Here is a 20,850-nt window from a genome sequence, read left to right as displayed (position 1 = left end):
TATATCTAGCAACTAAGCCCAAAAACAAATCTTTTTGTCTATGTTACTCAGATTTTTAGCTCATATTGTGATCTTAAATCTTACAGGAGTTTCGAAAGAAGTCTATTAGGGTAATATTTTTTGGTTAAAAACTCTAAAATATCCTAATAGCTTCAGCTGTTCAGCTAGTGTCTTCCACAGTTGGGGTTAAAGATTTAAAAACTTGAGTCATAGCATGAATAAAATATTGATAACAGGAGCAGCTGGTTTAATTGGATCAACTTTAGTAGAGAGATTAGAAAAGCATGATTATGAAATAATTTCCTGTGATATAAGGTTAAGGGATAATCCACTAAGTTTTTATTCTGAACAGATAATACCATTGCTTAATGAATGCAGTGGTATTATCCATCTTGCAGGAATTTCAAGAGTTATTCATGGAGAGCAATATCCAGATTTATGTAATAAGGTTAATGTTGCAGAAACAATAAAATTTTTAGAACTATGTAAGGTCATGCCTCATAAACCTTGGTTTATTTATGGAAGTAGCAGAGAAGTATACGGGGCACAAAGCAAATTACCAGTAACAGAATCTGCTTCTTTAAACCCAGTAAATAATTATGCTAATGGCAAAGTATTAATAGAAAAGTTTATAGTAGATTTAGAAAATACTGGTTTTAATGTAGCAGTTTTAAGATTTTCAAATGTATATGGTGGTTTATTAGATCATGATAGTAGAGTAGTGCCTGCATTTTGTATTAATGCATTAAAAAACGAACCTATAAGAATAGAAGGTAAGGAATGTGTGTTTGATTTTACTTATTTAGAAGATGTAGTAAATGGTATATCTTTAGCTGTGAATCATTTGCAAAATGTAAAGTCTTCATTACCGCCAATGCATTTTACCGCTAATAGACCTTGTAGTTTAGGAGAATTAGCAAACATAATATTAAAACTAACTAATAGTAATTCCAAAGTTGATATTTATCCTTCAAGAAATTTTGATGTAAGCCGTTTTTATGGTGATTTTAGTAGAGCTAAAGAATTACTTAATTGGTCACCAAAACATTCTTTAGAAGAAGGCTTAAACAAATTCATAGAAAATCTTAAGAATGGTAAGAAAGAATGTCCTAAGAATTTAGATATGGTAATATATGAAAATATTAAAAGTTATTCATGGCTACCCGCCCTATTATAGGGCTGGTTCTGAAGTATATAGTCAAACTCTTGCTCGCAAACTATCTGACAACCATGAGATACAAGTTTTTGCTAGGCATGAAAATAGCTTTTTACCCAGCTTTCACTACAGTACAGTCTTAGATTATGGAGATCCTAGAATTTTATTACATTTGATTAATATACCTATAACTAAATACCGTTATAAATTTATTAATGAAGAAGTAAATATAAGATTTGAAAAAATAATAGACGATTTCAGACCTGATCTTATTCATTTTGGTCATCTAAACCATTTATCGTTAAATTTACCTGAAATTGCCACAAAAAGAGGTATACCAATAGTATATACTTTACATGACTTTTGGTTAATGTGTCCAAGAGGAAGATTCATTCAACGAAATTCTAAGGAATTACTACAACTTTGTGATGGTCAGGAAGATAAAAAATGTGCAACAGAGTGTTATAAAGGATATTTTACAGGAGATGAAGGATTGTTAAATGCAGAGATAACTTATTGGCAACAATGGGTTTCTACTAGAATGAAACAAACCAAAAAAATAGTTGAGTATGTTGATCATTTTGTTGCTCCATCAAAATTCTTGATGAATAAGTTTGTTAAAGAATTTAATATCCCACATACAAAAATTTCTTATCTTGATTATGGTTTTGATTTAAATCGTCTAAAGGACAAAAATAGAATACCAGAAGAAGATTTTATTTTTGGTTATATTGGCACTCACACTCCAGAAAAAGGTATAGATTTGCTGCTTAAAGCTTTTTCCAGTTTATCAGCAAAGGCTAAGCTTAGAATTTGGGGAGCGTTAAACCAAGAAACTGCTGGACTTAAAGCCATAGCTAATCACTTTCCACAAAAGGTCAAAGATAAAATAGAATGGATGGGAAATTACGAGAATGAAAATATAGTTACAGAAGTATTTAATAAGGTTGATGCTATTGTTGTTCCATCAATCTGGGGGGAAAATTCTCCGTTAGTGATTCATGAGGCTGAGCAATTAAGAATACCTGTCATTACTGCTGATTATGGTGGTATGGCAGAATATGTCCAAGATGGAATAAACGGATTATTATTTAAGCACAGAGACATAGAAAGTTTATCAGAGAAGATGGAAAATTTAAATATAGATAAAAATCTATATACTAAACTTACTAAAAAGGGTTACCTTTACTCCAATGATGGTAACGTACCTTCTATAAGCGAACATACTATGGAACTTGAAAAAATTTATTTTAATATCATTGCAAACAAGAAGAAATCAGTATCTACAAAGCCTGGACCTTGGAGGATCACTTTCGATACTAATCCAGATTATTGTAATTATGCTTGTATAATGTGTGAATGTTTTTCCCCTTATAGTAAAGTCAAAGAAAACAAAAGAGCTGAAGGAATTAAACCTAAAATAATGCCAATTGCAACTATTAGAAAGGTAATTCAAGAAGCGGCTGGGACTCCTTTAAGAGAAATCATCCCTTCTACTATGGGAGAGCCTCTAATGTATAAACACTTTAATGAAATAATAAACATATGTCATGAATATGGATTAAAATTGAATCTAACAACTAATGGATCTTTTCCTGCGAAGGGAGCTCAGAAATGGGCAGAGTTATTAGTACCGATTTTATCAGATATAAAAATTTCCTGGAATGGGGCTAGTAAAGAAGTAAATGAGAAGATTATGATTGGCTCAAAATGGGAAGCTGTAACAAAAAATTTAAAAACCTTTCTTGACGTACGAGATGAGTATTTTTCTAAAACAAAAAAACGGTGTAGTGTTACTTTGCAATTAACATTTTTAGAAAGTAACCTACTAGAGTTGTATGATATAGTGAAAATGGCTATAGGGTTAGGTATTGATAGAGTTAAAGGACATCATCTGTGGGCACATTTTGAAGAAATTAAAGATTTATCAATGAGAAGAGATGAAACATCAATAAATAGATGGAATACTGAAGTAAAAAGATTATATGAATTAAGAGATGCTATGTTATTGCCAAATGGCAAGAAGATAATATTAGAAAATTTTACTATCCTTGCTAAAGAAGGAGTAGAAGATTTAGCTCCAGGTGGTCCATGTCCATTTTTAGGTAAAGAAGCGTGGGTTAATCCTGAAGGAAAATTTAGCCCTTGTTGTGCTCCTGATGAGTTACGAAAAACGCTAGGAAATTTTGGTAATGTAAATGAAGTAAAATTAGAAGATATATGGCAGAGTAACCAATATAAAGACTTACAAAAAAACTATTTTAATCATGAGTTATGCAAGACATGCAATATGAGAAAACCGTTGATCAGTTAACAGAGAGTAATAACCTTAATAGTTTAAAGCTTATTAAAATTTCACCTTGCAAGCAATTCCACACATTGGAGGAAAAACCATTATATACAACAAGATTTCTTCATGTAGAGAAATTTCATGAACCAGGACTTGCTCCTGTGTATGATAAAACAGGAGCTTATCATATTAATTTAAAAGGAGAAGCAGCTTATACTAAAAGGTTTAGTAAGACCCATGGATTTTATTGTGGAAGAGCGGCGGTAGAAGATGAAGCTAGGTGCTACCATATAGATTCTCATGCTAACAGAGTATACAAGCAATCATACCAATGGGTTGGAAACTACCAAGAAAATATTTGTGTAGTAAGAAAATCTAATAAATTTTACCATATTGATTTACATGGTAATAAACTTTACCAGGAAGCATATGATTATGTTGGAGATTTCAAAGATGATATTGCTGTAGTTTATAAGGATGGTAAGTCTACTCATATTAATCCTCAAGGAAAATTAATACATAATAAGTGGTATAAACAGCTAGGTATTTTTCATAAAGGATTTGCTATAGCAGAAGATAATAATGGTTGGTTTCATGTAGATATAGTAGGTAATGCAATTTACCTACAAAGATATAAAACAATTGAGCCATTTTATAATGGACTTGCTATGGTTAAGGCTTACGACGATACTTTAGGACAAATTGATACCACAGGCAATATAAAATTTGTTATTTCTTTACCAGAGCTAGAAGCTCAAATACATAAAATTTCTGCAGAGCTTGCCGGTTTTTGGAAAACCTATTTGATAAATGTCGCCATTGAGCTTGATTTATTAAATATCTTACCAGCAACTACGGAATTATTATCTAAGCAATTAGGTATTATTGAGCCAAATTTACAAAGATTACTCAGAGCTCTGTGGGAAATAGAATTAATATCATATAACCAAAATAAGGATTTGTGGCAAGTTTTACCAAAAGGAGAATTTCTAAAAAATAGTTCATTTTTGCCTCAGGCAACAAAAATGTGGGCAAGAGTTGCTACTGAAAAAAATTGGTTAAAAATAACAGGCTTATTAAAACAAAAAACTATATATTCATTTGCGTCTTTTAAGGAACAAGAAACTGCTTTAAAAATAGAATTTTATCAAGCCTTGATAGGTTACACTAAACTTGATACTAGGGAATTTTATAACAAAATAAATATAGCAGACAATACAAATATATTACTATTTGGCATACATTCTTTAGCTTTAATTGAAACCTTAAGTAATAAAGATAAGAACTCTATAAACTTAAATTATTATAACGATCAAGAAATTCCAGAGGAATTAATAAAAAACTATAATGTTAGTTTGATTACTCAAGATAATTTAGCCAAAAATTATGACTTAAGCATATTTTGTCGTTTCTTGCAAAATCATGATGATGAGAAAGTAATATTTTATTTAAGACTTGCAAAAGATAAGAAAATAACGCGTATTTTACTAATTGAAACTATTTTAACTGATAATTCACCAATTGGGGGTGCTGTAGATATCAATATAATGGTTGAAACAGGTGGAAAATTAAGAAAATTGAATGATTGGGAAGCAATATTAACACAAGTAGGTGATTTAAAAATATCTGATGTGTTACCTTTAACTGATTATTTATCAGTTATTGATATCAGGTATCAGTAATATGGAAAAATTACAAGATGATGGTTTTTTTATTATAAAGAATCTTATTTCTTTAGACTTGGTTACTTGGCATTTAAACGATATTAAAAACAAAATCGCTGGATCAGCAGAAGAATTTGGTATATCTGTTTCAGATTATCTAAATTGTACTGGCAGATGGGTTGCTCCATCACAAATTACTAGAACTATTTCAGATTTATTAAATGATATCATTAAAGATAAGCTTGAAAAATTATTGCAATGTCAAATAGTAAATAAAAAATCAAATGTTATATGTAAAACTGCTGATCTAGTTGATGCTGTGCCTTTCCACCAAGATATTTCTTACAATCCTGATAATCCTTATCACTTTTCCGTATGGCTTGCGTTAAATGATGTATATGAAGCTTCAGGTGCTTTGCAAATTATAAAAAATAGCCATAATTGGAAGATAAAGCCAGCTGTTGATTTTTGGTCACCATATTTTATCGATAAATATTCAAATAAATTAACTAATCAACAAACTATAACATTACCTATTTCAGCAGGGGAGGCTATAGTTTTTAATTCAAAATTATGGCATGGTAGTGGAGAAAATTTAAACGCTAAAGATAGGTTTGCTTATGTTACACGATGGGTTATAAAGGATAAAGAATTTCCTGTCATCCCAAAACCTAAGCCATTAGTTTTTGGGATGTTTAATTGTGGTTCATTAACAGAAGAAATACTTAAAAAGTCTTTATTATATTTTAATAAGTACCATGATATAAAGGAAAATAGCAAAGAAGAACTTATAAAAACTTGGTTATCTTATCTAGAAAATAATTCTGATATTTCTGAAATTGATATTATTAAAGCTAGTAAAGATCTATCAAAATTACTTATTCTGAATCAAGCTGCTACACTGCATAACGCTGGAGATATTGCTGGAAAAATACATAGAAATCTATGGTTTTCTTTGCTCAATTTTCTAAATGCAAAAGTCCAAGTAGTAAAAATCTGAAATTATAATGAATAACACTACATTGCATAATTTTAAGAAAGTTCTTCTATTTATCTTAAATATATTATCTCAATTCAAGGTAAATATAGCAATAATGTTTTTGGTAGCTTTAATGTGGGCTATTGATTTATCTTTGAGAAAATACGTGGTAAAAGATGTTTTAGATACAGCGGTAAAATATAAAGACAATAATGTTGTTGAACATCTTTTTTTACCTATAAGTATTTATATTTTTATGGCGTTGTTTATTACTACTATTTTTAGGCTTTATGGTTATTTTGTAGACATCAGAATGGTGCCTTTACTTAAAGAGAAAATAGCTGGCAGAGCTTTTGATGCGTTATTAAACCAAAGCCATTCTTACTTCATAAATAATTTTCCAGGTGATCTAACGCATAAAGTAAATAATCTAGTTGATAGTACAATAGAATTAATTAAACTATCTATAGATCGTTTTTTTGCTTATATCTTAGCATTAGTTTTTGCTATTTATATTTTATCGTTAGCAAACATAAAATTTGCTATAGCTACTTTAATTTGGGTAAGTATTTTTATATTAGTTTCAATTTTATATTTTCAAAAACTAAGTAATTTAGCTAATCACTATTCAAATAACACTACTAAAACTACTGCAAATCTAGCTGATAGTTTATCAAATATAACAACAATACGTCTATTTGCTAAACAAACTTATCAGAGGTTTAAATTTGCGCAGATTTACCAGAAAAAAATAGACGCAGAAAAAAGAATGCAATGGGCATATTTCTGGATTTGGTTCATATATGGCTATTCATTTGAATTATTACAAGCTATAAGCCTGTACTTGTTAATTTATGGCTATCAATCAGGAAAGATAGGAATTGGAGATATAGCCCTTGTACTTGGTATTAATATAGCAATAGTGGAGTTTTTGAACCAACTTACTAGAGATTTGACTCAATTTTCAACTCATTTTGCTAGAGTTTCGGATGCTTTGTCTTCTATAAATACTAAATTGGAAATTATAAATAAAGAAAATGCAATAGAACTTGAAATCAACAAGGGAGAAATAAAATTCCAGCAAGTTTTATTTTTTTACCCTAATAAAAAACCTTTATTTAAAGATTTTTCAGTTACTATTAATCCTAAGGAAAAAGTAGGTATAGTAGGTTACTCTGGTAGTGGTAAATCTACCTTTATAAATTTAATCTTAAGATTATTTGAGGTTAAAGCAGGAATTATACAAATTGATAATCAATCTATAGTTGATGTTACTCAAAGTTCTCTAAGGCAAAAAATAGCTGTTGTACCTCAAGATTTAATGTTATTTCATGATACTATTTTAGAAAATATTCGCTATGGCAATAATGAGGCAACTGAGCAAGAAGTAGTGCAAGCTGCTAAATTTGCAGGCATTCATAAGTTTATCAATAGTTTACTTAAAGGTTATCATACTATAGTAGGCGAAAAAGGTGTGAAATTGTCAGGAGGTGAGAGGCAAAGAATAATAATTGCTAGAGCTTTTCTTAAAAATGCTCCGATATTACTTCTTGATGAGGCAACAAATCAGTTAGATTCAATAACAGAAAAAGAAATCCAAGAAAGTTTATTTAAGTTAATGCAACATAAAACTGCAATTGTCATAGCTCATCGCCTTTCTACTCTTCTGTATATGAATCGTATTTTAGTATTTGATAATGGTACGATAGTTCAAGATGGCAGTCATTCTGAGTTGGTTGCACAGAATGGATTTTATCAAAATCTATGGAATACGCAAACAGATTATATATTACGTTATTAACTAATAATAATTATAGTAATCATGCAAAAAGTAAAAATCATAGATTTAAGGAGTGACACTGTGACTTTACAAACCCCAGAAGTGATAAAAGCAATGAATACAGCCGTTGCAGGAGATTTTGCTTATGGTGAAGATAAAAGTTGCAACGATTTAACTGAATATTGCAAACGCTTATTTAAAGTAGAAGATGCATTATTTGTTACGAGCGGTATGCTTGCAAATAGATTAGCCATTGCCAGTCAAACAAATCCTGGAGATGAGATAATTACTCATTATAATTATCATATAAATTTTTTTGATAGTGCTGGTAATGCAAAAGTAAGTAATATTGTATTTAATTGTATAAATAATACTAATGGGATTTTGGAAGACAAGGACATAGAATATGCTATTAATTCTAAGCCAAGGTATAAAATTTTTGCTCAAGTTAAACTAGTTACCATAGAAAATAGCATTAATGGTTTTAATGGCAAAATTTATCCATTTGAAAAACAAGTGGAGTTATATAAATATTTAAAGTCTCATAACATAAATCTTCATTTAGATGGAGCTAGGTTATTTAATAGCCACGTTGAAACAAATATTGCTCTAGCAGATTATGCAAAATATACAGATACTTTAAGTTTTTGTTTTTCTAAAGGATTAGGAGCTCCATTTGGATCAATGCTACTAGGAAAAAATGAAATTATTGAGAAAGCTAGAAAATTACAAGTTTGGCTAGGTGGCGGATATCACCAAATTGGCTATTATGCTAATGCAGCAAAATATGTTCTTCAGCATAATATATCCCGGCTTAAAGAAGATAATAAACTTGCTAAATTATTTGCAGATGGTATTAAAAAAATTAAACATATAAACTTGATCTCTCCATATCCTGAAACCAATATAGTAACCTTTAGCATAAAAGAATTAAATATTACCAACGATGTGTTTCTAAATGAATGTCAAGCTTATGGCTTGCTATTATTTCCTTGGCTCCAGTATCATATTAGAGCAGTGATTCATCTAGGTATAACTCGATCAGACGTTGTAAATGCTATTGATAGCATCCAAAAAGTAGTTTTATTTTACAAACACAACCAAAAATAATATGAAAATAAAAATTGATTTTTTCAGCGATACAAATACTAATCCTTCTGTTGAAATGAGAAGGGCTATGGCAAGAGCTGAAGTTGGTAATGAAGTCGCAGGCGAAGATCCAACTGTAAATGCATTAATAAAAGAAACCTGTAAAATATTAGGCAAACCTGCTGGAATATTTTTAGTTTCAGGTACAATGTGTAATGTAATTGCATATAAAACTCATATTAAAAACCCAGGAGACTATTTAATACTTGATGAAACATCACACCCATTATTAGTACAATCTGGTCTCATTGCCGGTCAAGCACATGCCACTCCATTACCAATAAAAGGAAATAGAGGTATATTTACGGTAGATCAAATTAGAGAGTTTGTTATTCGTCCTAACTTAAGAAACATACCAAAAGCTAGATTAGTATCAATTGAACAAACCACAAACTTTGGTGGTGGTGCTATATGGCCTTTAGAATATATTAAAGATATTTCCAAATTATGTAGAGCAAATAATGTCTTAACTCATTTAGATGGAGCTAGGTTATTTAATGCTTGTGCTTATACTAAGATTTCTCCAAAAGAATATGCAGATTATTTTGATTCTGTGTTTGTTGATTTTAGTAAGGGACTGGGGGCACCTATGGGTGCTGTACTAGCTGGTAGTGAAAAATTTATAGAGCAAGCCTGGTACTATAAATTTCAAATTGGTGGTGGAATGCACCAAGCCGGTATTATTGCAGCTGGATGCTTGTATGGCTTAAAAAATAATATAAATTCCTTAGAAGAAGATCATAAAAAAACAAATTATTTAGTAGAATGTTTAAGTAACATAGAACAAATTGCTATAGATCCAAATTTGTATAAAACTAACATAGCATATTTTACATTAGTTAATACTTCTGTATCTGAAAAACAACTAGTAGATATATTGATACAAGAATATGGAATAAGGATGCCTATCATATTGGATAAGATCAGAGTTATAACTCATAAGGATATAAGCTATAAGAATATTGATACTACTGTATCGGTCATAAAAAAGATTTTATGTTGCTAATTGCCATTGTCTATGAAATGACAGATATAATTGCCTAGGGGTGACAGTTTTCTTTGCCGGTAATAAAATAGACATCTAAAATAATTTAATTAATTGCAAAGATGTCTGGGAAAAGAATAACACACCAACAAGCAAAGGTATATATGACATTAAGAAAAGCAGGTTTAAAACCAAGCATTTCATCAGCTAAAGCAGGATTTTCAGAACGTATAGCATAGGCAACTAAACAACCCTCAGCTATAAGCTGAGGGGTTATAAAGTGGAATCGGGATCTGTCAGATTTTTTGTGTAAGTACGATTTCTCCATTTGCCCAATTTTGTAAATTAGTATCACAAAGTATAGCAAATTGATTTAAAGCCATGGCCCAATTCTTAATAGGCATTGTCCATTTTTTAGAAGCATTTGTCAATGCTAAAAAGATTATTTTCTGAATCGATTTATCATCTGGAAATACCCCCTTATTTTTTATAATTTTACGAATTTGACGGTTAGTTGATTCAATAGCATTAGTAGTGTAAATCGCCTTTCTAATGTCTTCCGGAAAGCTAAAGAACGGAGCTATTCCAGACCAATTTCTCTGCCATATATCAAAAATAACTGGATATTTTTCATCCCATTTTTTAGCAAAATTGGGAGTGTCAGAAAGTTTGTGTAAGTTATAAAAATAGTTAAGAATAAAATTAATTAAAACAACTTACATGAGGCTAATATGAAGAATAAGAGTAAAGTATCAAATCCGACTATAGAAAAAGTAGTATCAGAAATACTATCACAAAGTGATCCATCTGAGATATTTGGCAAAGAAGGAATATTTCAGGAAATTAAAAAGCAGATAGTAAATAAGATTTTAGAAAAAGAAATGGAATCTCATATAGGTTATGAGAAGCATTCTAAGAATACCAAGGAGTCAGATAATAGACGTAATGGCAATTATGAAAAGACTCTAATAGATTCCGAGGGTCATAAATTGATAGTAGAAGTACCAAGGGATCGGGAAGGAGAATTTGAACCTCAACTAATTCCAAAAGGAGTAAGGAGATTTGAAGGATTTGATGATAAAGTAATATCTTTATATGCTAGGGGAATGACTATTCGAGAAATACAAGGGCACTTAGAAGAACTATATGCCACCAAAGTATCATCTGAGTTAATATCAAAGGTAACTGATGGCATTTTAGAGGAAGTTACTGCGTGGCAGAATAGAGCACTTGATAGTGTATATCCTATAATGTAGATTGTATTCATGTTAAGGCAAGAGACAATCATATAATAATAAATAAAGCAGTTTATCTAGATATTGGCGTGAATATAGAAGGCAAGAAGGAACTATTAGGTATTTGGATAGGCAAGAATGAAGGATCTAAATTTTGGATGCAAGTAGTAACAGAACTGAAGAATCGTGGTGTAGAACAAATATATGTTGCGTGTGTTGATGGTCTTAAAGGTTTTCCAGAAGCAATAAATAGCATTTTCCCAAAAACCACAGTACAACTGTGTATTGTTCATATGGTAAGAAACTCTGTAAAATACGTATCATATAAAGATTTAAAATTGGTAACAGCTGATTTAAAGGCAGTTTATTCTGCAATAAATGAAGCAGAGGGATTAAGAGAATTACAAAATTTTGCTAAAAAATGGGATGAAAAATATCCAGTTATTTTTGATATATGGCAGAGAAATTGGTCTGGAATAGCTCCGTTCTTTAGCTTTCCGGAAGACATTAGAAAGGCGATTTACACTACTAATGCTATTGAATCAACTAACCGTCAAATTCGTAAAATTATAAAAAATAAGGGGGTATTTCCAGATGATAAATCGATTCAGAAAATAATCTTTTTAGCATTGACAAATGCTTCTAAAAAATGGACAATGCCTATTAAGAATTGGGCCATGGCTTTAAATCAATTTGCTATACTTTGTGATACTAATTTACAAAATTGGGCAAATGGAGAAATCGTACTTACACAAAAAATCTGACAGACCCGGTTTTGGACGGAATTATCCTATTTTTACGGAAGCACATTTACCGAATGAATTCCATAAATTTATAATATTGGCAATAACAATTGCTTCACGTTTTTGTGATGCTATTTTTTTAGTTAATAGAGATGAACTAATACATCTCTTAATTCTTGAAATTTGAGCTTCAATTCGCACCCTAATCCCATAACAGTATTTTTTATAAAATGCATAAATGTTACCTTTCTTACTAATATAACCTACAACCCTATCATGCCATATGGTGTTATCTTGACCATATATTTTAGCATTACGTGGAGGAGGCATTACTGGTGTAATACCACAATTACTTAATTTCTCAACTCCTTCAATACTATAGTAAGCACCATCAGCAATTACTCTATCTACCGATATATTCTCTGGTATTAAAGACTCTAGCATCTCTATATCAGAAGTATGGCAATCAGTAATCTCAACATCATAAATATTCATTTCAGGATTCATAGAAATATGCATTTTCTGCCATGGCTTATTCTTACAGATTTTATTATATTTCATTGCATACCAGTTACTAGCCGTACTAAATCTAAGACCTGTACTATCTAACGCGAGTTTCGTATTAAGATGCCTAAATTATGGTTAATGAATATGCTATAATGCTTATCCTTTCAAGGTTTGTAAGAGGTGTGACAAGTTTTACAATTTAATAGTTATAGTCAAAAAAGACAATTTACTAAAAATTTATGCAGTTTTAAGTACATTTTATAACAAAAACAATATTACTAATATCCTCGTAACCCAGTTACTATCAGCTATTCAGTTCCTCTATTAATACGAAACTCGCGTTATCTAGTATCAGAGATATAGACTCACCATTCTTGGTACGTTGAGCAAGTTTATTGCAAAACTGCTTTACCTCTAATGGAATCTTTGAAAATAAATCACATAAATGACCAAAGCTTGGAACTGGAATTTTAAGATCTTTACTTCGCCACAGATCCTCAAAGTAACCTGTTATTTGACTCTGCACGAAACCAAATAAACGATATAATGTGTAAATAAGATGAATATATGGGGTTAGGTATGTTGATGTTCTACCAGAGTCTCCCTTTACGTAAGGTTGGGCATTAATGAATAAAGATTCTAAATCCCCTTTAGGGAAATACAGGCTGATCATCCATCTTTGTCTTAAGCTCTGGTTATATTGCGACCAATTGGTTACTTTATATTTTGGCTTATCTGTTTTTCTTGGTAAACCTGTTCTTGCTCTTTCTTTGTATGGCATTATCAATTTATTGTTAATCTAATCCAAAATATTATATATCATTATCTCTATACTTTATAGCTTCTTTTACCACCCTCCCGAACAAAGCCGTTTTCTGATAGAGTAAGAGTTTAGTAAATTAAGTTCCTAATCTTAACTTCTCGTTATTAATAATTTTACTTATTTTTTCATAAGCTAATTCTAATTCATCAGTAGTGATTGAATATGGAGGTAATAGATAAATAGTATTACCTAGAGGTCTGATTAATAATCCTGCTTCCAAAAATTTTAGTTTAAGCAATTGATTAAAATTGCTATAGCTACTTTTTAAGGCAAATGCACTAATAGTGCCGAGTACTCTTGAATATTCAATATTTGGACAATTTGCTTTTAAGTATGAAATTCCTTTTTTATGAGCTTGGTAGATAGAATGCACCGCATTTTGCGTTTTTTCTTGCCCCAGCAATTTTAATGACGCCAAAGCTGCGGCACACGCCAAAGGATTAGCCGTATATGAATGTCCATGTGCAAAAGCATAGCTCCATTCATTACTAAGGAAAGCATGATAGATATCATCACTTGTAACTGTAAGTGCAAGAGGTAAAAATCCTCCTGTTATTCCTTTCGAAAGACATAAAAAGTCTGGTGTTAAGCTAACTTGCTCTAGTGCAAAATAAGTTCCTGTGCGTCCAAATCCTGTCATTACTTCATCAAAAATTACCAAAATATCTTTTTTTCTAACTTGTTCTATAACAGTTCGAATAAATTCAGGTCTACACATACGCATACCGCTTGCACCTTGTACTAAAGGTTCAATAATAAGAGCTGCAATTTTATGACTATGCTCATTTAAATATTCATTCAAGACAGATAAAGCATAATCCTCTTTGGATCTTACATTTAAATCTTCATCCCAAGTTTCAGGATATGGAATAGTTAATACCTTAAAAAAGAGGCCAGAGAAAAGGTTATGAAATCCTGAGCGTACTCCTACAGACATTGCTCCAAATGTATCGCCATGATATCCACCTTCAAAGCTTAAGAATAATGTTCGCTCAACTTGATTTTGATTGTGCCAATATTGATAAGCCATTTTTAAAGCGACTTCTACAGAAGTTGAGCCATTATCAGAAAAGAAAAACCTATTTAATTCTTTAGGTAATAATTCACTTAAATTTTCGCATAACTCAACGGCAGGTGCATGGGTAAAGCCTGCAAAAATAACATGCTCGAGTTTTAAAGCTTGATCATAAATACTGCGAGCAATATCGGGATGAGCATGACCATGTAGATTAACCCACCAACTGGAGATAAGGTCAAGATATGCTTTGTTATACTCATCATAAATATAAGAGCCTTCAGCCTTTTTAATAGCAACATTTAGAAAGGCTGTTTTTTCTTGAGTAAAAGGATGCCAAATAATTTTTTTATCACGAGCAGAAAGAGAGGTCATTATCAAATTTTCAATATTTGTTGTAAATTCTGTGTTAAAGGTATTTTTCTTAAAACATCCTTATTAATTTCAGGTAAATAAGGAAACTGAATTAAAATTTTTGTTGCGCCGTAAAACTCTATCGCATCACAATTATATTGATTTAACTTACCGCTGACAACACATCCTAGTATTTCTATATTTCTGCTTTTTAAAGCCTCTAAACTTAATAAAGTATGGTTAATAGTGCCAAGCTCGGAACTTGCAACAAGAATAACAGGTATAGAAAGAAGCTTTATTAAGTCAATCATTAAATAATTCCGGTTAATAGGAACTAATAATCCGCCTGCACCCTCTATAATTAAATTCTTAGTTTTTGGTAACTGAATTTTGCTTATATCAATTTCTTTATTCTCAAACATTGCAGCCAGATGAGGTGATAATGGTTCTTGATAAAGATATGTTTCTTTATGTATCTTGCTATCTGTAAAACGGGATATAGTATTACTATCAGTGCCTTCATAACATCCAGTTTGAATCGGTTTAAAATATTCGTACCCAGTATGTAGACATAGCCAACTAGATATAAAAGTTTTACCTATGTTTGTATCTGTACCTGTAATAAAAACTTGCATTATAACCTTTTCATTATTCCAAAAAATATTTTATACGTTATGCTAAATTCCTGATCATGATTTTTAATGAGATTTTTTATTTTATTTAGAGGTATTGTTGTAGAGCTTGTGCCAGCACCTAAGTTTTGTAAATATTTTACAAAGAAATAAGCATTTTTGAATGTTAGCTGAAAATCTTTGATGCTAAAATGATAATTACTTAGTTCAAAATTTAATAAAAAACTGACTAAATTTTTTTCAATCGGATATTGTTTAAGCACTGTAGGTAACCCATAATCTTTTAGAATATCCTGCCACTCTTTAAAAGTTCCATCAAGTAAGCAAGAAAAAGAAAATATTTTTGACTGCGCATAGAATTTTTGAAGTGTCGCCTCTAGATTACTCACCCATTGCAGTGCAAAATTACTAATGATAAGATCATGATTCTGAAAATCTCCATATTCCATATCACTTATATAAAAATTAAACTTCTTAAGTTTACAAAATTTATTCTGCACTATTTTTATCATGTTTGGTGCAATATCATTAAGTGTATACGAAGACTCAGAATAATATGATAATAAATCTTCCGTTACGTATCCTGTGCCTGTTCCTAAATCTAGAATCGTTTCCGGATAGAATTTGTGGTCAAATTCATACAATTTTGTAACTAAAATATGTGCGCTTTCTTTTTGAACATTTGCTACATTATCATAAGAATTACTTGCGGTATCAAATCTTGTCTGAATTTTTCTTTTAATCAGTACCATTTAAAAAGCTCATTATTCTTTGATAAATACTCTTTGCTTCTAACCATCCAAGTAGATGCATACCCATATCCATCATTTGGATATTAATATTAGGGTATATGTGAAAATTATCAAATAAAATTTCAGGAGGAACGATAACATCATTTTTAGAACCTATAATAAGTGTTCGTATTTCAGTCGGAATATAGAATTCATTATATAAAAATTCTAAATCATTTAAGGCTATTTGTTTATTAATATTTGCTATTCTTTCCCTTTCAAACACGCCACATCTTTTATAAAAATTTTTTAGAGTGTTAATTGGTGATGCTATAAAATGATCTGTTAAAGTTTGTAATTCATATTTTCTTACTAAATGTAATTTTTGATCATTACCAAGAAAATTTATAAAACTATTAAGTCCTATCAAATAATCAAAGTTCTTATTCAGTGTTAAAAGTTTAGCAAGTCCCAAAGAATGACCAATTCCTATCAATTCAACATTGTTAGTTTCTAAATTAGGTTCAAATTTTTCTCCAAAATATCCTAAATCTAAATATATACATTGTTCTCCTAAAAAATAGGGAGTCAAATTCTTCCAGAAATTTTTATCAAAGCCAAATCCATGGCAAAAAATAAAGCATCTTTTCATAAAGTTTTAAATACTTTAAGAAGCTGTTCTATATCTTGTTTTTTATGACTTACATTAAGCGCAATACGGATGCGTGATGATCCAGGAGGGACAGTTGGTGGTCTAATGCAAGAAGTAATAATCCCATTTCGTAACAGATTTTCTTTTGCCTTAGTCGCTAATTCTTCTGTACCTAAAATAATTGGAATAATATGCGAAGATGATAGACCAATATTAAAACCTAGATTTGTAAGACCTTCTCGCAAAGTAGCGCCTAAGGAAAATAAATACCTACGTTCCTGTTCAAAATCTTTTATCATATCCCAAGCTTTACTTGCAGCACCTATTACCATAGGAGAACTCGCAGTAGAATAAATAAAACCTGGAGCTTTGTTTATTAAATAATCTTTTAATATTTGGGTGCAAGCTATATAACCTCCACTACCTCCTAAAGCTTTGCTAAAAGTCCCCATGATAAGATGAGGAATATGTTTTATATTAATTATCGTTGATAAACCATATCCATAATGACCAATAATACCAGTAGCATGCGCTTCATCTAAATATAAAAAAGCGCGATGCTTTTCAGCTAAAGCTACTATTTCATGAATAGGCAAGATATCTCCGTCCATTCCAAAAATAGTTTCTGTGACAATAAATTTTGGCTTTTGGTCATTTTCGTGTTTATTTAGAAGAGAGGATAAATGTTCTATGTCATTATGGTGGTATCTAATAAGCTCAGCGCCACTTAAAAAAACTGCTTGATATAGACTAGAATGATTTAATTTATCAAAAAATACTAGAGGTCTTGCGTTTAGAATTTTTGAATCAAGTAAACTAGATAGAACGCTAAAATTTGTTTGAAAGCCAGAATTAAAGATAAGGGCTGCCTCTGTTTGCTTGTCTTGTGCAATTCTATTTTCTAAAGATTCAAATAATTTATTATTGCCTGAAAGCAATCTAGAACCAGTAGCTCCAGCCCCAAAATCATCTAAAGCAAGTTTTGCTGCCTTAATAATTTCAGGATGATGACTTAAAGCAAGGTAATCATTTGTAGAGAAATTTAAGTAAGATTTTTGGTCTAGATATTTTAGATCTGGTAATTTACGATATTTTTCTGTATTATATAGCGTAGATAAATATTGTTTATATAATTCATACATTTAAATTCACGCTTATGCAAAAAAAATGGACTTTACAACAGGCAAAAGAAATTTTCAATTTATCTTTAATAGAGCTTCTTTATGAAGCTCAAAAAATACACAGAGATTATTTTATTCCTGCTACAATACAAATCAGTACTCTTTTAAATATAAAAACAGGAAGTTGTCCAGAAAATTGTTCTTATTGTCCTCAGTCTGCACATTATAACACAGGTTTAAAAAAAGAGCCACTTATGAAAAAAGAAGAAGTGGTTGCTGCAGCTAAAAGAGCAAAAGATGCAGGAAGTAGTAGATTTTGTATAGGGGCTGCATGGCGTGGACCACGAGATGAAGATTTAAAAATTGTTTGCGAAATGATAACAGAAGTCAAAAAGCTAGGTTTAGAAACATGTGTAACTCTTGGGTTATTAAAAGATTCTCAGGTACTTATGCTTAAAGAATCAGGGCTTGATTTTTATAACCATAATATAGATACTTCACCTGAATTTTATGATCAAATAATTACAACTCGTACTTTTGAAGATCGCTTAAATACATTAGAATTAGTCAGAAAATCTGGTATTAAGGTTTGTTGTGGTGGTATCATAGGTATGGGTGAAACAAATGAAGATCGTATAAAAATGCTGACTCTTCTTGCAAATTTAGAGGAATCGCCAGAATCTGTTCCCATTAACAAACTGATAAAAATTCCAGGCACACCCCTTGAAAATCAAGAAGATATAGATCCTTTTGACTTTGTTCGAACAATTGCACTTGCCAGAATATTAATGCCTAAATCTTATGTTAGACTTTCCGCAGGGCGTGAGCAAATGTCTGATGAATTACAAGCTTTATGCTTTATGGCAGGAGCAAACTCTATATTTTATGGTGAAAAATTACTCACCGCGGGTAACCCTATTCCAGAGCAAGATAACCAATTGTTTGAACGACTTGGCTTAAAAAAAGCCTGATAATGCAATAGCTTATTACAGCAAAGGCAACTCTTATAATTTTTTAAAACAGTACGACGAAGCAATTAAGTGTAGTAATAAAGCAATATAATTAGATCCTAAGTATGCCCCTACATTTTGCCATAAAGGTTATGCGTTATACGGACTTAAAAAATACCAAGAAGCAATTATAGAGTATAACAAAGCCATGGCCCTAAATATGAGAATGCAATCGTAGATAAAAGGATGGTACTAGACGCTATAGCATGTCAAGCAAGAGATAAAGATTTTGAAGTATTATTAGAGAACACGCCACCATCGCCCGGAGCACGAAAAGTAGCAGAGCAGAAAATAGCAAGCTTAAAAAGTTTACAGAATGGTAGTAAACGCGAGTTTCGTATTAATAGAGGAACTGAATAGCTGATAGTAACTGGGTTACGAGGATATTAGTAATATTGTTTTTGTTATAAAATGTACTTAAAACTGCATAAATTTTTAGTAAATTGTCTTTTTTGACTATAACTATTAAATTGTAAAACTTGTCACACCTCTTACAAACCTTGAAAGGATAAGCATTATAGCATATTCATTAACCATAATTTAGGCATCTTAATACGAAACTCGCTTAAATAGTGATGTATTTGTCGATAAGAGCTTAATGATCAAAGAATTGCTGGAAGACAGCGGAGAGGTAATTTTAATCACAAGACCAAGACGCTTGGGTAAAACTTTCCCAATAGGGTGTTCTGACGTAGAACCCCAGATTTTTTTGATTTCAAGAAATTGAAATTTTTGCTTCTCGTTTTTCAATATATTCTTTAAGTGATAAATATTTGCCATATTCAAGATGGGTAGAAATAATTTTATGTAATGGCACGCCAAGTTTATACAAATGAAAGATTTTTTCTTGATCGTTATCATACATTGATTTTTGTAATGTTCCTTTAGGTTTACCAAGTTTAATGCCTTTTGCTACCCTAGCACGTAAGCCTTCTTTAGTACGCTCCGATATAAAATCACGTTCCAACTCTGCTGTCATAGAAAATACGGTGATTAAAATTTTGTTGGTAACATTATTTTTGTCTTTGGGATTTAAGTCTAGGTTTTGCTTGATAAGAATAAGCCTCGACTGTTTCTCTTGTGTAATTGTTTCAACAATATTCAAGGTTTCTTTGATTGAGCGTCCCAAACGTGATAATTCAGATGCGATTACAATATCTTTAGGTGACAATTTTTCTAATAATTCATCTATGCGTCTTTTAGCAGTAGATTGACGTGATGACATCTCAAGCTCAATCCATTCATCAACTATAAATTTATGATCCATACCATATCGGCTAATCATATTTTTCTGACTCTCTAAATTTTGTTCATGAGTGCTAACACGAACATATCCATAAATCATCCTAAAATACCTTAATTTTGATTGATTTTGTCTTAACGTATTTTATAGTACTTTCACTAAAATAATAGTTTTTCATACAATGAATCTTTTTGATATAAAAAAGATATTTATATAATGGACATTATAAGCATAATAAATACAATATGTATAACTAAAGAACCCTCAGCTATAAGCTGAGGGGTTATAAAGTGGAATCGATTAGAAATCGATCATCATTCACAGGTTCACCTTCCTGTTCATCAATATAGTGCTGTATCATTTCATCAGTTATATTACCTGAACTGACCGCCATATAGCCCCTAGCCCACAAATGATTGCCCCAAAATTGTTTTCTTAAATGAGCAAATTCTTGCAATAAAATTCTTGAGCTACTACCTTTTAAATACTGTACTAACTTGCTAAGAGATATTTGTGATTTATATGAGATAAACATATGCACGTGATCACATGATATTTTCCCTGAAATTATATATACTTCATGTTCCATACAAATCTGCCTTAGTAAATCTCTAGCCCTTTCCGCTACTTTGCCTATCAATACTCTCTTCCTATATTTTGGTATCCATATAAGATGTACTTTTAAATCATACTGACTATGACTATTCTTTCTATAACTTCTCATGTTTCTTGATATAAATTCATTGCTAAAGCAATTTCATTATATCTTCCCTTCGCCTGA

Annotated in this window: 20 protein-coding genes and 3 pseudogenes; 12 read left to right on the top strand and 11 right to left on the bottom strand. The window is 30.9% G+C overall.

The features are described 5' to 3' along the window. The first annotated feature begins 214 nt into the window (after nucleotides 1–214). The 7 genes from REIS_RS09765 to REIS_RS09735 are packed head-to-tail and all read left to right on the top strand — an operon-like array spanning nucleotide 215 to nucleotide 10,024. Complete coding sequence (locus REIS_RS09765; protein WP_008581495.1) at nucleotides 215–1,177, top strand: NAD-dependent epimerase/dehydratase family protein; 963 nt, start codon at nucleotides 215–217, stop codon at nucleotides 1,175–1,177. Continuing rightward, complete coding sequence (locus REIS_RS09760) at nucleotides 1,134–3,470, top strand: glycosyltransferase (protein ID WP_008581494.1); 2,337 nt, start codon at nucleotides 1,134–1,136, stop codon at nucleotides 3,468–3,470. The genes REIS_RS09765 and REIS_RS09760 overlap by 44 nt, the downstream gene beginning before the upstream one ends. Further along, nucleotides 3,431–5,128: a WG repeat-containing protein gene (locus REIS_RS09755; protein ID WP_008581493.1), complete on the top strand. Its 1,698-nt coding sequence runs from the start codon at nucleotides 3,431–3,433 to the stop codon at nucleotides 5,126–5,128. The genes REIS_RS09760 and REIS_RS09755 overlap by 40 nt, the downstream gene beginning before the upstream one ends. Nucleotide 5,129: 1 nt before the next feature. After that, on the top strand, nucleotides 5,130–6,110 hold the full coding sequence (locus tag REIS_RS09750; RefSeq protein WP_040614869.1) for a phytanoyl-CoA dioxygenase family protein: 981 nt from the start codon (nucleotides 5,130–5,132) through the stop codon (nucleotides 6,108–6,110). Between the two features lie 7 nt (nucleotides 6,111–6,117). Further along, nucleotides 6,118–7,890 (top strand): ABC transporter ATP-binding protein, encoded by a 1,773-nt coding sequence (locus REIS_RS09745; protein ID WP_008581491.1) that lies wholly within the window; start codon nucleotides 6,118–6,120, stop codon nucleotides 7,888–7,890. Between the two features lie 21 nt (nucleotides 7,891–7,911). Next, on the top strand, nucleotides 7,912–8,979 hold the full coding sequence (locus REIS_RS09740; RefSeq protein WP_008581490.1) for a threonine aldolase family protein: 1,068 nt from the start codon (nucleotides 7,912–7,914) through the stop codon (nucleotides 8,977–8,979). 1 nt (nucleotide 8,980) lies between these two features. Then, nucleotides 8,981–10,024, top strand: coding sequence for a threonine aldolase family protein (locus REIS_RS09735; protein WP_008581489.1), 1,044 nt, complete (start codon nucleotides 8,981–8,983; stop codon nucleotides 10,022–10,024). 275 nt (nucleotides 10,025–10,299) lie between these two features. Here the strand turns inward: REIS_RS09735 and REIS_RS17600 are convergent, their stop codons facing one another. Both REIS_RS17600 and REIS_RS17595 read right to left on the bottom strand, forming a co-directional pair. Continuing rightward, nucleotides 10,300–10,434, bottom strand: coding sequence for a hypothetical protein (locus tag REIS_RS17600; protein WP_008579572.1), 135 nt, complete (start codon nucleotides 10,432–10,434; stop codon nucleotides 10,300–10,302). A gap of 33 nt (nucleotides 10,435–10,467) precedes the next feature. Further along, nucleotides 10,468–10,611: pseudogene (locus REIS_RS17595) on the bottom strand (transposase); the annotation flags it as partial. 123 nt (nucleotides 10,612–10,734) lie between these two features. On the opposite strand from REIS_RS17595, the pseudogene REIS_RS11545 reads away from it, so the two are divergent. Further along, nucleotides 10,735–12,002, top strand: a pseudogene (locus tag REIS_RS11545) (IS256 family transposase). Between the two features lie 21 nt (nucleotides 12,003–12,023). Here the strand turns inward: REIS_RS11545 and REIS_RS09715 are convergent. The 7 genes from REIS_RS09715 to REIS_RS09685 all read right to left on the bottom strand — a co-directional run bounded on the left by REIS_RS09715 (nucleotide 12,024) and on the right by REIS_RS09685 (nucleotide 17,837). After that, nucleotides 12,024–12,542 (bottom strand): transposase, encoded by a 519-nt coding sequence (locus REIS_RS09715; protein ID WP_008581452.1) that lies wholly within the window; start codon nucleotides 12,540–12,542, stop codon nucleotides 12,024–12,026. 250 nt (nucleotides 12,543–12,792) lie between these two features. Then, a complete protein-coding gene (locus REIS_RS09710; RefSeq protein ID WP_008581454.1) occupies nucleotides 12,793–13,269 on the bottom strand; it encodes a hypothetical protein in 477 nt (158 codons plus the stop codon). 118 nt (nucleotides 13,270–13,387) lie between these two features. After that, entirely contained in the window at nucleotides 13,388–14,701 is a 1,314-nt protein-coding gene (gene bioA / locus REIS_RS09705; protein ID WP_008581457.1) for an adenosylmethionine--8-amino-7-oxononanoate transaminase, read from the bottom strand. A gap of 2 nt (nucleotides 14,702–14,703) precedes the next feature. Then, nucleotides 14,704–15,315, bottom strand: a complete 612-nt coding sequence (bioD, locus tag REIS_RS09700) for a dethiobiotin synthase (protein WP_008581459.1) — start codon at nucleotides 15,313–15,315, stop codon at nucleotides 14,704–14,706. Continuing rightward, nucleotides 15,315–16,064, bottom strand: coding sequence for a methyltransferase domain-containing protein (locus tag REIS_RS09695; RefSeq protein ID WP_008581461.1), 750 nt, complete (start codon nucleotides 16,062–16,064; stop codon nucleotides 15,315–15,317). Before REIS_RS09695 ends, bioD begins: the two co-directional genes overlap by 1 nt. Next, nucleotides 16,051–16,695, bottom strand: a complete 645-nt coding sequence (locus REIS_RS09690; protein WP_008581462.1) for a hypothetical protein — start codon at nucleotides 16,693–16,695, stop codon at nucleotides 16,051–16,053. Before REIS_RS09690 ends, REIS_RS09695 begins: the two co-directional genes overlap by 14 nt. Next, nucleotides 16,692–17,837, bottom strand: a complete 1,146-nt coding sequence (locus REIS_RS09685; RefSeq protein WP_008581464.1) for an aminotransferase class I/II-fold pyridoxal phosphate-dependent enzyme — start codon at nucleotides 17,835–17,837, stop codon at nucleotides 16,692–16,694. Before REIS_RS09685 ends, REIS_RS09690 begins: the two co-directional genes overlap by 4 nt. 14 nt (nucleotides 17,838–17,851) lie before the next feature. On the opposite strand from REIS_RS09685, the gene bioB reads away from it, so the two are divergent. From bioB to REIS_RS14660, 4 genes and pseudogenes are all read left to right on the top strand, one after another. Further along, nucleotides 17,852–18,787 carry a biotin synthase BioB gene (bioB, locus tag REIS_RS09680; protein ID WP_008581465.1) on the top strand — a complete coding sequence of 312 codons (936 nt, stop codon included), beginning with the start codon at nucleotides 17,852–17,854 and terminating at the stop codon, nucleotides 18,785–18,787. Nucleotides 18,788–18,794: 7 nt separating this feature from the next. After that, nucleotides 18,795–18,878, top strand: a complete 84-nt coding sequence (locus REIS_RS17590) for a tetratricopeptide repeat protein (protein ID WP_081819185.1) — start codon at nucleotides 18,795–18,797, stop codon at nucleotides 18,876–18,878. A 134-nt stretch (nucleotides 18,879–19,012) separates the two neighbouring features. Then, nucleotides 19,013–19,186: a hypothetical protein gene (locus REIS_RS13595; protein WP_008581467.1), complete on the top strand. Its 174-nt coding sequence runs from the start codon at nucleotides 19,013–19,015 to the stop codon at nucleotides 19,184–19,186. A gap of 208 nt (nucleotides 19,187–19,394) precedes the next feature. Next, nucleotides 19,395–19,496 (top strand): annotated as a pseudogene (locus tag REIS_RS14660) (AAA family ATPase); the annotation flags it as partial. A gap of 45 nt (nucleotides 19,497–19,541) precedes the next feature. On the opposite strand, the gene REIS_RS09675 reads toward REIS_RS14660, so the two are convergent. Beyond that, entirely contained in the window at nucleotides 19,542–20,171 is a 630-nt protein-coding gene (locus REIS_RS09675; protein WP_008581469.1) for a recombinase family protein, read from the bottom strand. Nucleotides 20,172–20,352: 181 nt separating this feature from the next. Continuing rightward, on the bottom strand, nucleotides 20,353–20,793 hold the full coding sequence (gene tnpA, locus REIS_RS09670; RefSeq protein WP_008579210.1) for an IS200/IS605 family transposase: 441 nt from the start codon (nucleotides 20,791–20,793) through the stop codon (nucleotides 20,353–20,355). Nucleotides 20,794–20,850: the final 57 nt, after the last annotated feature.

This window comes from Rickettsia endosymbiont of Ixodes scapularis, assembly GCF_000160735.1.
Classification (GTDB): Bacteria; Pseudomonadota; Alphaproteobacteria; order Rickettsiales; family Rickettsiaceae; genus Rickettsia; species Rickettsia tamurae.
Note: the sequence above shows the minus strand (reverse complement) of the source record. Positions and strands in the feature narration are given on the sequence as shown.